Below are 16,117 nucleotides of genomic sequence, written 5' to 3'. Positions count from 1 at the left end.
AAATTTCAAATAAAACAAATATGTTATTCGTCTTTCTTAAGTAAAATTAGAAAGGAGTAATTTTAAAATATATAAATTATGATAAAAAATTTCAAATGGCTTTTATTGGTTTCGTTGACCTTTGCAGCCTGTAATAGTGATGATAATACCACGACAGAAGTTATTGATTCGTCTGATGGTTTACCTTTAACTTCTGGTTCTGCTGATTTTACCAATTATGTTGCTTTAGGTGATTCCTTCGCGGCTGGTTTTAGTGATAATGCTTTGTTTATTAAAGGACAGCAAGGAGCGTATACCAATATTATTGCTCAGCAATTTTCTTTAATAACCAATGCTACTTTTAAAACCCCTTTGACAAACGACAATATAGGAGGGTTGTTGTTGGGTGGAAATGTTATTAGTGGGCCACGTTTGTATTTCAATGGAAAGGCTCCTGTTCCTGTCGAGGGAGTGCCAACAACAGAAGTTACTGCGCATCTTACGGGTACTTTTAATAATTTAGGAGTTCCGGGTGCCAGAAGTTATCATTTAGTTGCGCCTGGTTATGGTAATGTTGCGGGAGTAGCAACGGGGAAGGCAAATCCTTATTTTGCAAGATTTGCAAGTGCACCAAATACAACAGTTTTAGCTGATGCAATTGCGCAATCACCTACTTTTTTCTCTTTATGGATTGGGGGAAATGATGTTTTAGGGTATGCAACCTCAGGCGGATCAGGTAAAGATCAAACCGGTAATATGGATCCATCAACTTATTCAGGAAGCGATATTACAGATCCGATAGTATTTAAAACGGTTTATACCAATATCATAAATGGATTAACAGCTAAAGGAGCAAAAGGTGTAATTGCAAATTTGCCAAATATTACATCTTTGCCTTATTTTACAACTGTGCCTTATAATCCTGTAGCCTTACCAGCAGATAAAGCGGCTCAATTGAATGCGGGATATGCGACTTATAATGGAGGTTTACAGCAAATGAAAGCCCTAGGTTTGTTAACTGCAGATGAAGTTGCAAAAAGAACAGTAAATTTTGTGGCCGGGAACAATGCTGTAGTAGTTGAGGATAGTTATTTAACGAATCTTTCTGCTTATGGACTTCCTTCTTACAGACAAGCTACAAAAGATGATTTAGTAGTTTTAACAGCTATGAACTTTATCGGGACACTTGTAAATGAAGATCCGACAAAAGTAAATGGAGTTTCAGTGCCTTTGGCAGATAAATGGGTGTTGACAAAAGATGAAGTTGGTGAAGTAGCAAAAGCAACCAAGTCCTATAATGAAACTATTAAAGAAGTAGCTACGGCAAAAAACTTAGCTATATTAGATACAGAAATTCTTATGACACAAATAGCGGGTGCGGGGATTACGGCTAATGGATTTACAATGAAATCTACATTTGTAACAGGAGGAACTTTTTCTTTGGATGGAGTTCATCCATCGCCAAGAGGATATGCTTTGATTGCTAATAAATTTATAGAGGCTATCAATGCTAAGTACGGATCAAACTTAAAGGGAGTTAATATAGGTAATTACCCGATTATGTTTCCTAAAGTATTATAATAAAGCCAATTTTTTTTAGTAAGAAAGTCACTCATTTCTAAAATGCAGTGGCTTTTTTTATTTCCATAAAAAAATGCCATTTTAGATATTTTTGGCCTGTCTTTTAGGAATCAAACAAAATCATAGTATTTTTTATGAAAAAAAAATTGATTTTATATTTTAAAAAATTATCTTTGCGCTCTGAAAAAAGAGGTATTTTCGATAAACCTAAATAGCTATTTAATAAATACATAAGTAATGTCAAAAGTAATAGGAAAAGTTGCTCAAATCATTGGACCAGTAGTTGACGTAGTTTTCAACGGTAAGGATGTTGAACTTCCAAAAATTTATGATTCACTAGAAGTCACTAAAAAAGATGGAACTTTATTAGTTCTAGAAGTACAATCTCACATTGGAGAAAACACTGTTCGTACAATCTCTATGGACTCTACAGACGGTTTGTCTAGAGGATATGAAGTAGTTGGAACTGGTAATCCAATCCAAATGCCAATCGGTCCAGACGTATATGGAAGATTATTCAATGTAATTGGAGATGCAATTGATGGTTTAGGAAACTTGCCAAAAACAGGAGAAAATGGTTTGTCTATTCACAGACAAGCTCCTAAATTCGAAGATTTATCAACTTCATCAGAAGTTTTATTCACAGGTATTAAAGTAATCGATTTGATTGAGCCTTATGCAAAAGGAGGAAAAATTGGATTGTTTGGTGGTGCTGGTGTTGGTAAAACAGTATTGATTCAGGAGTTGATTAACAATATCGCAAAAGGTCACGGTGGACTTTCAGTATTCGCAGGAGTAGGAGAAAGAACACGTGAAGGAAATGACTTACTTCGTGAGATGTTAGAGTCAGGAATTATTAAATACGGTGATGATTTCATGCACTCTATGGAAAATGGAGGATGGGATTTGTCTAAAGTAGATATGCCAGGAATGAGAGAGTCTAAAGCTACTTTCGTTTTCGGACAAATGAATGAGCCTCCTGGAGCTCGTGCACGTGTGGCACTTTCAGGATTATCTATCGCTGAATATTTCCGTGATGGAGCTGGATCAGACCAAGGTAAAGATGTATTATTCTTCGTTGATAATATCTTCCGTTTTACACAAGCAGGTTCTGAAGTATCAGCACTTTTAGGTCGTATGCCTTCTGCAGTAGGATACCAACCAACTCTGGCAACAGAGATGGGAGCTATGCAAGAGCGTATTACATCTACAAACAAAGGATCTATTACATCTGTACAGGCGGTTTACGTTCCTGCGGATGACTTAACTGACCCGGCACCAGCAACAACGTTTGCTCACTTAGATGCTACTACTGTATTGTCTCGTAAAATTGCTGAGTTAGGTATTTATCCTGCGGTTGACCCGTTAGATTCTACTTCAAGAATTTTGACTCCTCAAATTTTAGGAAATGAGCACTACGACTGTGCACAAAGAGTAAAAGAGATTCTTCAAAAATACAAACAATTGCAAGATATTATTGCGATCCTTGGTATGGAAGAGTTATCTGAAGAAGATAAATTATCTGTATCCAGAGCACGTCGTGTTCAACGTTTCTTATCTCAACCTTTCCACGTAGCGGAGCAATTTACAGGTATTCCTGGAGTTTTGGTTGACATTAAAGATACTATCAAAGGATTTAACATGATTATCGACGGTGAGTTGGATCATCTTCCTGAAGCAGCTTTCAACTTGAAAGGTTCTATTCAGGATGCTATCGAAGCTGGAGAAAAAATGTTAGCTGAAGCATAATAATCAAGCAGAGCTTGATAAAATCAAAAAAATAAAAATTCCAAATTCCAAGATTGGGATTTGGAATTTTATAATTTGGAATTTAAAAAACAGTTATGATTTTAGAAATAGTATCACCAGAAGCAAAATTATTTTCGGGAGAAGTAACATCAGTTACGTTACCTGGAGTTGATGGAAGCTTTCAAATATTGAACAATCACGCTCCTATTGTTTCTATTTTAGAAAAAGGAACTATTAAAATTGCAGCGTCAAGTTTCAATTTTTCTAAAGAGGTAGCGGATAAATTCACGAAAGTAAATGACCAAACCTATACATTAGAGATTACGTCAGGTACTATCGAGATGAAAGACAATAAAGTAATTGTTTTAGTTGACTAAGATAATTTCAAAATAAATGAAGAAGCCAAACAGTATTGTTTGGCTTTTTTTATGTTTATGTTTTTGATGATTTTAGTATTAAGAGAATATTCCCCAAAAACCAGTTGAAATATATCTGTTTATTGTGAATCCGGAAACAATTCCCCAGGAAATGATTCCAAAGAGACTTATTCCAAAGGCTTTTACGAATTGAAGTTTAGTGTTTTTGTCTAGAAACTTGTAATAGAAAACAGTAAAATAAGCCAGTTGAAAAAGTAGAAAGAATATGGTATTGTAATTAGAGGAAAGGTTAAGTAAAAGTGATATAGGGAGAATTAATAATGTATTAACTAAAATGCAAAAACCTAACATATACATACCGGCCACTAGATGCTCAGTATAGTTATAATTTTCTTTTTTATAAAACAGCCAGAAAAAAAATGCAGTAAGAGGTAAGGCCATCATAGCCATTAGATTAGAATATTTTTTAATGAAATGCATCGTTTTTTCTTTTCGTTCGTAAAGATGGGTCATTTTCTCTTTTTGAACAGGATTGGAAATATTGTTCAGTTCTGATTTTTCTTTCTTAATGTCGATAGTAGATACTTCTTTTGGAATATTGGAAATAAAAACAAATATCGCAGCAACCAGAAGGAAAAAATTAAGCGGAGGAAAATATTTTTTTCTTTTTCCGTTTATATATTCTTTGGCTACAACACCACTTTTTAGAGTTAAGTCTCGTATTAGTTGAAAAATGCCCTTGTCTGCATGCGTAAAGTAATGAACAGCTTCATGAAAGACTTCGTGTGGACTTATTCGATGCAAATCAATTTTCTGACTGCATTGAGGGCAATAATTAAAATCTGGATAATTAGGTGTTTCGCAGTTTTTGCAAATGGTCTTCATTTTTTTGTTTTTTAATAAAATAAGTTAATTACTAGGTAGTTAGTTTGGGGTTTAAAATTAAACAAAAAAATAATCGGCAATTGTTTAAAAGCTAAATAAAGAACAGCTGATGATTACAAACCCGCCGTTTATTTAGTTTAACTTCAATTTCATAACTTTGCTTTTATGAAATTACCTGAAAATCTTATTCAAAAGCTAGAAACACGAAAGCAAAACAATGCGTTAAGACAATTGCCAAGTTTTAATAATCTTGTCGATTTTTCTTCAAACGACTATATTGGATTTTCAAGATCTGAAGCTATTTTCAAATTGGCGCATCATTATCTAATCGAAAACGAGATTATTCAAAATGGTGCGACAGGCTCCCGTTTAATTTCGGGGAATCATTCTTTATATCAAATTGCAGAGACTTTCATTGCTGAATTTCATGACGCTGAATCGGCTTTAATTTTTAATTCGGGTTACGATGTCAATGTTGGGTTTTTTAGCACTGTACCGCAGCGAAATGATGTTATTTTGTATGATGAGCTAAGTCATGCTTCAATTAGGGACGGAATCACAATGTCGAATGCGAAATCATACAAATTCAATCACAATGATTTTGAAGATCTAGAGCATCTGATTCAGAAATTCCCTGATACAAATATCTATATCGTTACTGAAACCGTTTTTTCTATGGATGGTGATAGTCCAAATTTGGAAGAACTTGTACTACTTTCAGAAAAGTACAATTGTTATTTGGTTGTTGATGAAGCCCACACTTTAGGTGTTTTTGGAGATAAAGGTGAAGGTTTAATACAATATCTGAACCTGCACAATAGAATTTTTGCCCGCATTATGACTTTCGGAAAAGGTTTAGGATGTCACGGAGCAGTAGTTTTGGGAAGCATTGCTCTTAAAGAATATCTTGTAAACTTCGCCCGAAGTTTTATTTATACGACAGGTTTGTCACCCCATTCTGTCGCCACCATTTTAGTGGCGTATCAGCATTTAGAAATTGAAAAGGAGAACATTAAAAAACTGCGGCAAAACATTGTATTCTTTAATCAGCAGAAAAATTTATTAGGCTTAAAGCCAATGTTTGTTAGAAGTAAATCGGCGATACAATCTGCTATTGTTCCAGGTAATGAAAAAGTTAAGCAATTAGCACAACAATTACAAGATAAAGGTTTTGATGTAAAACCAATTCTGTCACCAACCGTTCCGGAAGGTCAGGAACGTCTTCGTTTTTGCATTCATAGCTATAATTCTGAAGAAGAAATTAATCAGGTTTTAGAGTTTCTGAGAGATTTTGTTTTTTAAGATTATTTCGCAGAGATTAACAAAGTATACACAGAGATTCACAAAGTAAAAATTTTGCGGATCTCTGTTTTTTTCTTTGCGAATCTCTGTGAAATAAAATAATAGTCTTTCTTATCTCTTGTATTTCCTCACTTTTAAATAAATTTTTAAATTTTTTGTAACGTTTTGATTATTCGATTACTTACGAGTTGTAATCAAATAATAGGGTTTTAATCATCAACTTAAATCAAATAATCAAATGAAAAATTTATTCAAATCTGCAGTTACAGCTATCGTACTTATTTTTAGTCTTTCAAGTCAGGCACAAATAAAATCTCCAAATCTTGAAAATTCGCTTTTATGGGAAGTTTCAGGAAACGGATTATCGAAACCTTCTTATTTGTATGGAACCATTCATATGATTTGTGGAAGTGATTATCTTCTGTCAGAAAAAGCAAAAAAGGCATTCGAATCTTCAAATAAATTAGTTTTAGAAATCAATTTTGCAGATCCCAATGAAATGAGTGATATCCAAAAAATGGCAATGGGAAAAGAACCCTTAAGTAAAAAGTTAAGCCCGGAACAATTGTCCCGATTAGATACTATTTTGAAAAAGGAAACAGGAATGACGGTACAGCAAGTTGACGCTTTTAGTCTGATGACCGTAATGAGTTTGATCTCTATGAAGAGTTTTGGGTGTACTGATTTGAAATTTTACGAAATGGAATTTATTGAACAAGCTAAAAAAAGAAATATTGAAGTAGGCGGCCTTGAAACTGTTAAGTCGCAATTTTCAATTCTTGAAAATGCATATTCTAATGATGAAATGATTGATTTGCTAAGCGAGTCAACTCCGGAAGAAACGACTAAATTAGTGTCGCTTTATAAAGCGGAGAATTTGAATGGAGCCTATGCGCTTGCCACAGATTTAAAATTTACCAGCGAGAAAACTAAAAAAGCGATTCTTGATGATCGAAATAAAAATTGGGTAAAAGATATGCCCGAAGTAATGAAAAAAGAAAGTGTATTTTTTGCCGTTGGAGCAGCGCATTTAGGAGGGGAAGAAGGAGTAATTAATTTGTTAAGAAAAGCGGGATATAAAGTAAAACCAATATTGAAATAGGATTGTTTTGAAAGAAAAAGAGCAAGAATTTTTAAACCGGATAGAAAACCACAAGGGAATTTTGTACAAAGTCTCTAAGATGTACATGGATAATCATGATGATCAACAGGACTTATTTCAGGAAATTGTTTGTCAGCTTTGGAAATCCTATGATTCGTTCAGAAATGAAAGTCAGTTTTCGACCTGGATGTATCGGGTTGCAGTAAATACGGCTATCGTTTTCCTTAGAAAAGAAAAACGTAAAGTTGATAAATATGAAATTGCTTCGGAGAATATTAAAGATGATGAGGGCGATTCCCATATCAAAGAAAGCCAGTTGGATCATTTTTATAAAGCAGTTCAGAAATTGGAAAAAATTGACAAAGCGATTATTTTCTATCAGTTGGAAGGGTTTTCTCATAAGGAAATTGGAGAGAATCTTGGAATTTCTGAAGGGAATGCCCGCGTGAAACTAAACAGAGCAAAAGAAAAATTAAAAGAAATTATTAAAAATCAAGGATATGGATTTTAACGATATACAAAACGCATGGAAAAACGAACAAACTGAAAATGTTGTTCTTCCAAATAATTTAGAAAAAATACAATCGGCCAAGACACCGTTGGATAAAATCAGGAAAAACTTAAAGAACGAATTTATTTATCAAATCATTTCAATTGTTTTGATTGGACTAGCGCCTTTGTTATTGCATTTTCCAGCTAAAGGTGTGATTTTGTTTTACTTGCTATTTAGCCTTTTTGTGGCAGTTTGTGTTTACTATTTTATCAAGTTTTACTTTTTTTATAAAAGACTGAACACAATTACGTTAAAAACAAAAGATAGTTTATATGAAACTTATTTTGATATCAGGTTGAACATGGAATTATATAAAACCTTCGGATTTGCCTTGACCCCTTTTTTAATTTTATATTTCATTGGGTTTTTTTACTATGAACTTTCTAAAATTCCAGGTTTTTTTACTGATGGATTTACGAATTATCAATTAATAGGGTTATTTTCCGTTGTCGTTTTTTGTATGCTTTTTATGGGAATTTCACTGGAGTGGTGGGTTCATAAGTTTTACGGAAAATATGCCAAAGAAATTAGAAAAGTGATCGACGAATTAAAAGAAGAATAAAACACAACCCATCGTAATTGATGGGTTTGTTGTTTTTATTGGTATTTTTGCGGAGAATATTACACAAAGATTCACAGAGTAAACTCAGAGATTCACAAAACTTTTATTCTTTGTGTTGCTTTGCGGTTTCTTTTCGAATCTTGGCGAAACAACAATCTATGAAAATATTTATAACAGGAATTTCAACTGATGTTGGTAAAACAGTAACATCAGCAATAGTAGTTGAAGCTTTAGAAGCTGATTATTGGAAACCCATTCAAGCTGGAGATTTAGACAATTCAGATAGTCATAAAGTAAAATCTCAGGTTTCAAATTCCAAATCTCAATTTTACCCAAACGCTTACCAATTAAATACACCAGCAAGTCCACATTTGGCGGCTGAAATTGATGGTGTTACAATTGATTTGAAACAAATCCTGCCGCCAGAAACGGATAATCATTTGGTTATCGAAGGCGCGGGAGGCATATTTGTTCCGTTGAATGAAAAAGATACAATTATCGATTTAATTCAGTCCGATTATAAAGTGATTGTGGTTTCAAGACATTATTTAGGCAGCATCAATCATACTTTGTTGACTATTGAAGCTATTCAAAATCGCGGTTATGAAGTGGCTGGAATTATCTTCAGCGGAAGCGAAAACAAATCGACCGAAAGTTTGATTCTGAATAAAACCGGAATAAAATGCATCGGAAGAATTGACGAAGAACCGTATTTCGATCAAAATGTAATTCGGGAATACGCCAATTTGTTTCGAGACAATCTGTTGAATTTATAGAGCAAAGAGTATAGAATAAAGAGTAAAGAGTATAGAATTAAGAAAATGGACTTTCTTATCTTTGTCAAAACGATAGCAGCCTAGTCTTTTTTCTATGCTCTATACTCTATTTTCTAAAAAAAATGACTTTAACAGAAAAAGACAGCCAATACCTTTGGCATCCTTATACCCAGCACAAAACATCACAAACACCAATCGCCATTTCCAGAGGAGAAGGTGCATTGCTTTGGGACGAAAACAATAAAGAATATATTGATGCAATCGCATCCTGGTGGGTCAACCCATTTGGACACAGCAATAAATTTATTGCCGATGCGATTTACAAACAATTAACCACTTTAGAACATGTTTTGTTTGGTGGTTTTACACATGAACCCGCAATAAAAGTAGCAGAAAAGCTGATTGAAATTCTGCCAAAAAACCAACAGAAAATCTTCTTTTCAGATAATGGTTCAACTGCTGTTGAAGTGGCTATAAAAGTAGCTTTACAGTATTTCTTCAATAAAAATGAAAAACGCACAACAATAATTGCTTTTGAAAATGCCTTTCACGGAGATACTTTTGCGGCAATGGCGGCAAGCGGAATTTCGTTTTATACACAGGCTTTTCAGGGAATGTTTATTGATGTAGTTCGGATTCCGGTTCCGGTAAAAGGGCAGGAAGAGGCAAGTTTTGAAGCATTGAAAAATGTGATTAAGACTCATAATTGCGCCGGATTTATTTTTGAACCTTTGGTACAAGGTGCGGCCGGAATGGTAATGTACGAGCCGGAAGCGTTGGCAAAACTGATTCAGATTTGTAAAGAGAATATAGTCCTGACAATTGCCGATGAAGTAATGACGGGTTTTGGAAAAACAGGAAAGACCTTTGCAATGGATTATGTTGCCGAAGATCCGGATATGATTTGTTTGTCTAAAGCTTTGACCGGTGGAACAATCCCGATGGCTATTACGACTTTCACGCAAGATGTTTTTGATGCTTTTTATGATGATGATATCAATAAAGCATTATTCCATGGGCATACTTTTACAGCGAACCCAACAGGCTGTGCAGCAGCTTTAGCTAGTATTGATTTATTACAAACTGATGAAATGCAGGTAAATATTGAAAGAATCAATAAAAGCCATTTAGCATTTCAGAAGAAGATTGAAAATCATTCAAAAGTAATTACAGCCAGAACATTAGGGGTTATTTTTGCAGTTGAAATCAAATCAGATGCTGAAGAAAGTTACTACGGCTCCATGCGTACGAAATTGTATAATTTCTTTATTGATAAAGGAGTTATTTTGAGACCAGTTGGAAACATCGTTTACATTCTTCCTCCATACATAATGACAGACGAACAGCTTCAAAAAGTTTATAAAACAATTGAAGAAGCTATAGAAATGGTCTAATTTTGGCCACAGATTTGACGGATTAAACAGATTTACGCAGATTAATAATTAAAATCAGTGTAAATCTGTTTCATCCGCGTTATCCGCGTTCCATGTTTCCGAAAAGCTTAGCGAACTTTATACGCAATTAATTAAGACATTTTGTAAACTTTTGCGACCTTTGTGGTTAAATGCAACTGGCATAAAAACAATATTTTGAATACACAAAAAATCTCCATAACGGCTTTTTCTTCTATTTCTCCTTTAGGAAATAATATCGATGAAGTTTGGAAAAAATACCTCAATAATCAACATTGTTTTTCGAAACAATTTTTGGATCAGCAGGAAACATCTGTTGCCGCCTTAAGTGCTGAATCCAAACAAATTGTTGCTGAAATTCGTGAATCAGATCCTAAATATAAATTTTTAGATGATTCGGTTTTGTTTGCTTTGGCCGCTTCAAGAAAAGCAGTTGCACAGGCAGGCTGGAAGTCAGAGGATATTTTTGGAATAAATATCGGATCTTCCCGTGGTGCTACTGATTTGTTTGAAAAACATTACAAAGAATACATTGATACCGGAAAAGCGCAGACTCTGGCTTCTCCAACAACCACTTTAGGAAATATTTCTTCCTGGATTGCACACGATTTGCAAAGCGTAGGTCCCGAAATTTCACATTCTATTACTTGTTCAACTGCACTTCACGCTTTATTAAATGGTGTTGCTTGGTTGAAATCTGGAATGGCAGATAAATTTTTAGTAGGAGGAAGCGAAGCTCCATTGACTGATTTTACGATTGCTCAAATGAGAGCGTTAAAAATTTATTCCCGCATTAATCAGGAAGAAGAAGCTTGGCCAAATCTTGCTTTTGATTTTGAAAAAACGCAAAACACCATGATTTTGGGTGAAGGTGCTGCGGTTTGTTGTTTAGAGGCGGGAGAAAAAGAAAATGCGATCGCTTATATTACCGGAGTTGGTTATGCAACCGAGATTCTGGAGCATAATATTTCTATTTCTGCGGAAGCAGAGTGTTTCCAGAAATCGATGAAGATGGCTTTGAAAGATGAAAACTTAGAAGATATAGATGCTATTGTAATGCATGCTCCCGGAACTATAAAAGGAGATTTAACAGAATTACGTGCCATCGAAAAAGTATTTGGTTCAAAACTGCCTCTACTGACTACAAACAAGTGGAAAATTGGTCATACGTTTGGGGCTTCTGGAATATTAAGTTTAGAATTAGCTCTTTTAATGATGAAGCATGATGAGTTTATCGGAGTGCCGTTTGGAGAAAAGCAAATACAAACGAAACCAATTAAGAAGATAATGATTAATGCGGTAGGTTTTGGAGGAAACGCAGTCAGTATTTTGATTGAAAAGAGATAATTAGATTTTAGATTTTAGATTTTAGATTTTAGATTTTAGATTTTAGATTTTAGATTTTACAAAAAAGCTCCATTTGCTATGCAAATGGAGCTTTTTTGTATTCTTGTATTTTATTTATTGAAAAATAATTTTCTTGGTTACGACAAATTCATTTTCTAAAGTCACTTTTACCAATAGAACCTGATTTGCTGCTTGTAGATTTAATATCTGCAATTCAGTTGAGCCAATTTTGTTTTTGTTTTGAAGCTGTTTTCCGTTAATATCAAAAATCGTTACTTCTTTAATGTTTTCTTTTGCTGATATAACTTTTATCGCTTTATCTTTTACAGAAACCAGAAGTCCATTTTCGATATTTTCGAAGTCACCAGTTCCAAGTGTTTTATCGGCATATTTAAGTACAAAACGGTCTTCAAAAGTTCCTTTCGCAGTTGTAAACGTATAATCTGCAGCACGTAAATCGACTGTTTTTCCTGTTGTTTTATCTTCTAAATAAACAGCTTGGGCATCAAAGAATCCATCAGTGTGATCGATAGAGATGGTGAAATCTCCAGTAATATTGCTCACATATCCTAACGGAATAAGGTCAGTATCACTAAAAGGCAGTCCACGACCCTGAATACTTAATTTATCCGTTTCATTAATACTATAAAAATCTAAATAAGTGTTGCCGTCAAGCGTTGGTCCGTCATAATTAATGTCCCAGCTATTTGATGCTCCATCAAGATATCCAATCAACGTTTGCTTAAAAGCGCCTTGTTCATTTGTTAGATTCAGCCATAAACGGTTTTTATCTTTGTCTTCTGAATCGGTAGTCTTGAAAAACTGACTGTTATTACCACCAATTCGCATGTCGTTTGTAAATCTAATGGGGTTAGTTGTACTCCCAGTTATAAAGAAAGCCTGGCCTGAGGCAATCTTTCCGGTCGGACCAGTTTTGTATCCTTCTGTTGTTGCTCCTTTTGATGTTGCAACACCTCCTGTTAAGCTATAAACAGCATAATCTGAAGTAGTATAGTTGTATTTGGCATCTCCGTCAACATTACTGCTTGGAGGCGAATTATGAGTCCAGAAATACAACGCACCTACATCTGCATTTGCATTATGATTAATTTTAATGAATTCGGCAGCATCTAATGCTGAAGGATAAGGATTACCTATTAAGATACTTTTATCTGGCACAGGAGTAATAAAATAATCACCATTATTAGGTTTTCCAGTAAATGTAGCTGGATAAACTTTGGCTTTTTTTATATCGTAAGTTTGAGGTGCTCTGACAATATAACCCATCCCCGGTTCCATTGGCAGTTCTCCTCTATAACTAACTTTCCATCCTGTTTCCGGGAGATAACTGTAATATTTGTCGCCCAAAGTTTCTGGTGATAAGTCATGAAGCGTAAAGCCGGGAGTGCGGTTTATAGGCGCTGACCAAAAAGTAAAGTCATAGCGACGCACTGCAGCTGTATTTCTTTCCACCACAAACGAATCAAAATCTCCGGTAAAGGCATCTGCAGCTACACTTTTCTGTAGTAGCGACGCATTATTTTGAAGTAAAAGTTTACCGCCGGTACCAACTGTTATATTCTCATTTACCGTTAATGTTTTGTCGGCAGGAACTGTTAAAGTAATTCCCGGGTTAATTGTACACGAACAAACTTCAAGATTAGCATTTAGGGTTGTATTTGTTTCTATTTTGATAGAAGTAGAATTTGGTAAAAAAGTTCCTGTCCCGTCATAAGTAGTTGGTGTATCAATAAATTTAACAGCGATATTGGCGTCTCCTCCGTTTTCTCTCAGAATTATATCTACTGTAGAAGTTGAATTTAAGAAGTATAATTGGCCACTGTTGATTTGATTTGGGGTATTTGTATCAGTATTTTGAGTAAAAACTTTTGTTCCATCAACATAAATTTCTCCAACATCATCACAATTTACAAGTTCAATTTTATATTTTCCACAAGGGAAACCTTGACGTTTATAAATTAGGGCGAAATTATCTATACCCATAGGTGCTCCTTGCCAACCGGCATAGGATGATGGAGATTTGCCTTTCGGCCAAAAGGTTTGGGTGTCTATGTTTATTAATGGATTTGAATCAACATAAGTTCCTGCATAACTTGCTTGTGGTAGTGATACGTCAGGCACTGTAAAACCATAGACATTCCATTTATAAGCACCATATGAAAGTTGAACATTATTTGTTGCTATTTGACCATATGAAAAAGAAACGCGTGCTGAACCAGCTTTTTCGTAATATTCTAAAACAAAATCATGACTTCCGGCTGCAAATGTATACTGCGCAGCATAGCTGTTATAATTATGATCACTCCATGAATTCGTAGGACTAACAGGTACTAAAACTCCGTCAATATAGAGTCTGACACCATCGTCTCCACTTATCGTTATATTATATTTTTCTGCCGCTGTTGTAGCTTTCATTAAATAACGTACATAAAATCGATCGTTTGGAATAGTTCCGCAAAAATTATCTGCTCCCGCCGCTACGTCACCGGTAATATTACCAGTACCTACATTTCGATCAAAGACCGGATTTTCAAAAACAGATCCAACATAAGTTGTAGTTACTGGAGTATCTCCTGTGTAAGTATAAACATATCCGTTCCATTTATTTATTCCTGCTGTTTCTACTGCAACGCAAGGTGGCGTTGTAACATTGACTGTAACAGTTGCCGATGCGTAACTGGTTCCGTTAAATAGTGTATAAGTAAATGAAGCTGTTCCTATAAATCCAGCAGTTGGAGTAAACGTTACATTAGTTGTACCATTAACCTGAACCGATCCACCAGTAGTAGGTTGTGTTGTGGTTATTGAAGTTAATGGGCTATAATTCTCATCGTTTGCTAAAATAGCAATAGGAATAGCAGTTTTTGAATCTGTAGTTGCTGTGTCAGGATTTGCTGTAAATAAATTTGAAGAATCAACAATTCCTGTAAGCGTAGGCCCCACATCTCCTCCTGAATCATGTTTGATTTTAAAGTAACCGTTATATGCATCAGTTACTCCATAGGGATATATTCTAATATAAAACGTTTGATTGGTAAGACTTGTTGCCGAGGTGTTAGCTGGAAAGTTTAGTGTTACTTGGGTATCAGTACCTTGGACTGCTGTGGTTTCTGCCTGAAGAATTGTACCTCCTCCTGTAAAATTTGCATCTGTTGAATATCTTACCTGATATTTAGTTGGTCCCGTGCTTCCAGTTGGAGAATTATAAATAAAACTAAATTGTGTAAAAATAGTTTTATAATTTGGTTTAGGTTTAGCACTTACCTGAATATACTTACTCAGGTTTAATGCATTAGTATTTTGAAGATTGCTAATATTGAAATAGTTAGGATTGCTATTTGTAATCAAATTAATACCAGAAGCTGCAATGTCGTTACCAATTACATTAGGATCTGTAACAACAGCTTTTGGTTGATCAATTGCACCATTCCAAATAATAAAACGAGATACTATTTCAGTAACTATTACCGAAACTGTTGCTGTAGAGTTTTTTCCTCCCTTTGTAAGTGTATAAGTAAATGAAGTATTTCCTTTAAAATTTGCCGCGGGTGTAAAAGTTAAAATGTCATTAGTATTTGTAACAGTCCCGGCACTCGCAGGTGGTTGTGTATAGGTCAGATTTGCCCCTGAATATTTATTATCATTGGCCAAGGGATCAAATGCTATTGCTCTTTTTTCCCGTGTAGTTATAATGTCATCATTTGCATTCAAATCATTTTTATCATATGGTAAAACTGTACCAGTGATCGTTGGAGTTGTATTTCCTGTTGAGGCAGTATTTGAATTGTCCAGGAATAGGGGAGAATTTGAATCACTATTTGATTTTAATTTATAGCCATAAATGCGAAGTGTAATTGTTTCGCCCGGATAAAGTGTTACAGCCGATAAATCCAACGATTTGTTTATTTTTCCGGAACTTGTTGTTTCATCTATTAGTAAAGTGCTAGTTGCAAAATTATCCTTGGAATAACGAACCTGATACCTGTTAACATACAAATTAGAATCTCCTCTGTAAGTAAAATTAAAAGCACTTAACTTTAGCTTATAACCTGTTTTTGCTGATGCTGTAACCTGAAAATATCGATTTTCGTCTATAGTAAAATTAGTAGGCCACCCCGTTCCTTTAAATCCTTCCCATTCTAAAGGAGTTAAAGTTGATCCTGAACCGGATGTAATGTTTTCTGCTGAAACTGCTGCAGTAGATGCAAGAATTGTTGGCCCGGAAGTACCTGGCCCGTTCCATTTCACTAATGGGGTTTGTGCAAATCCGAAAAAAGGTAATAATAAAAATAAAAGTAAAGTTTTCTTCATGTTATGTGTTTTCTATCAGAATGTTATGCCAGCATATTAAAATTTGCCGGCTCAAAGATAGATACATATACGATTTAGAAATATAGAGGGTTTTTAGAAAGGTTAAATACTCGATAAAGTGTTTAGAATAGTCGTTAAAATACATATAAAAACATGTGTT

General features: G+C 34.7%; 12 protein-coding genes. 10 read left to right on the top strand and 2 right to left on the bottom strand.

Annotated elements, in window-relative coordinates:
• Window positions 1-78: 78 nt before the first annotated feature.
• From AC3ITQ_RS04165 to AC3ITQ_RS04155, 3 genes are all read left to right on the top strand, one after another.
• Entirely contained in the window at window positions 79-1,560 is a 1,482-nt protein-coding gene (locus AC3ITQ_RS04165; RefSeq protein WP_489236939.1) for a G-D-S-L family lipolytic protein, read from the top strand.
• Window positions 1,561-1,797: 237 nt separating this feature from the next.
• Window positions 1,798-3,309, top strand: coding sequence for a F0F1 ATP synthase subunit beta (gene atpD / locus AC3ITQ_RS04160; protein ID WP_072969875.1), 1,512 nt, complete (start codon window positions 1,798-1,800; stop codon window positions 3,307-3,309).
• Between the two features lie 95 nt (window positions 3,310-3,404).
• Window positions 3,405-3,686: a F0F1 ATP synthase subunit delta/epsilon gene (locus AC3ITQ_RS04155; protein ID WP_192186695.1), complete on the top strand. Its 282-nt coding sequence runs from the start codon at window positions 3,405-3,407 to the stop codon at window positions 3,684-3,686.
• A 78-nt stretch (window positions 3,687-3,764) separates the two neighbouring features.
• Here AC3ITQ_RS04155 and AC3ITQ_RS04150 read toward each other — a convergent pair whose 3' ends face one another.
• Window positions 3,765-4,571, bottom strand: coding sequence for a DUF3667 domain-containing protein (locus tag AC3ITQ_RS04150; RefSeq protein WP_489236938.1), 807 nt, complete (start codon window positions 4,569-4,571; stop codon window positions 3,765-3,767).
• Window positions 4,572-4,736: 165 nt separating this feature from the next.
• On the opposite strand from AC3ITQ_RS04150, the gene AC3ITQ_RS04145 reads away from it, so the two are divergent.
• The 7 genes from AC3ITQ_RS04145 to AC3ITQ_RS04115 all read left to right on the top strand — a co-directional run bounded on the left by AC3ITQ_RS04145 (window position 4,737) and on the right by AC3ITQ_RS04115 (window position 11,625).
• A complete protein-coding gene (locus AC3ITQ_RS04145; RefSeq protein WP_489236937.1) occupies window positions 4,737-5,873 on the top strand; it encodes an aminotransferase class I/II-fold pyridoxal phosphate-dependent enzyme in 1,137 nt (378 codons plus the stop codon).
• A gap of 238 nt (window positions 5,874-6,111) precedes the next feature.
• On the top strand, window positions 6,112-6,975 hold the full coding sequence (locus tag AC3ITQ_RS04140) for a TraB/GumN family protein (protein ID WP_489236936.1): 864 nt from the start codon (window positions 6,112-6,114) through the stop codon (window positions 6,973-6,975).
• A gap of 7 nt (window positions 6,976-6,982) precedes the next feature.
• The gene (locus AC3ITQ_RS04135) at window positions 6,983-7,486 is read left to right on the top strand and encodes an RNA polymerase sigma factor (RefSeq protein WP_489236935.1); all 504 of its coding nucleotides are present in this window, start codon (window positions 6,983-6,985) and stop codon (window positions 7,484-7,486) included.
• Window positions 7,476-8,090, top strand: a complete 615-nt coding sequence (locus tag AC3ITQ_RS04130) for a hypothetical protein (protein ID WP_489236934.1) — start codon at window positions 7,476-7,478, stop codon at window positions 8,088-8,090. Before AC3ITQ_RS04135 ends, AC3ITQ_RS04130 begins: the two co-directional genes overlap by 11 nt.
• Before the next feature lie 158 nt (window positions 8,091-8,248).
• Window positions 8,249-8,866, top strand: coding sequence for a dethiobiotin synthase (bioD, locus tag AC3ITQ_RS04125; protein WP_489236933.1), 618 nt, complete (start codon window positions 8,249-8,251; stop codon window positions 8,864-8,866).
• A gap of 122 nt (window positions 8,867-8,988) precedes the next feature.
• Window positions 8,989-10,260 (top strand): adenosylmethionine--8-amino-7-oxononanoate transaminase, encoded by a 1,272-nt coding sequence (gene bioA, locus AC3ITQ_RS04120; protein WP_489236932.1) that lies wholly within the window; start codon window positions 8,989-8,991, stop codon window positions 10,258-10,260.
• Between the two features lie 195 nt (window positions 10,261-10,455).
• On the top strand, window positions 10,456-11,625 hold the full coding sequence (locus AC3ITQ_RS04115; protein ID WP_489236931.1) for a beta-ketoacyl synthase N-terminal-like domain-containing protein: 1,170 nt from the start codon (window positions 10,456-10,458) through the stop codon (window positions 11,623-11,625).
• A 114-nt stretch (window positions 11,626-11,739) separates the two neighbouring features.
• Here the strand turns inward: AC3ITQ_RS04115 and AC3ITQ_RS04110 are convergent, their stop codons facing one another.
• Entirely contained in the window at window positions 11,740-15,957 is a 4,218-nt protein-coding gene (locus AC3ITQ_RS04110) for a DUF8693 domain-containing protein (protein WP_489236930.1), read from the bottom strand.
• Window positions 15,958-16,117: the final 160 nt, after the last annotated feature.

This window comes from Flavobacterium sp. KH_001 (assembly GCF_057840745.1).
Note: the sequence above shows the minus strand (reverse complement) of the source record. Positions and strands in the feature narration are given on the sequence as shown.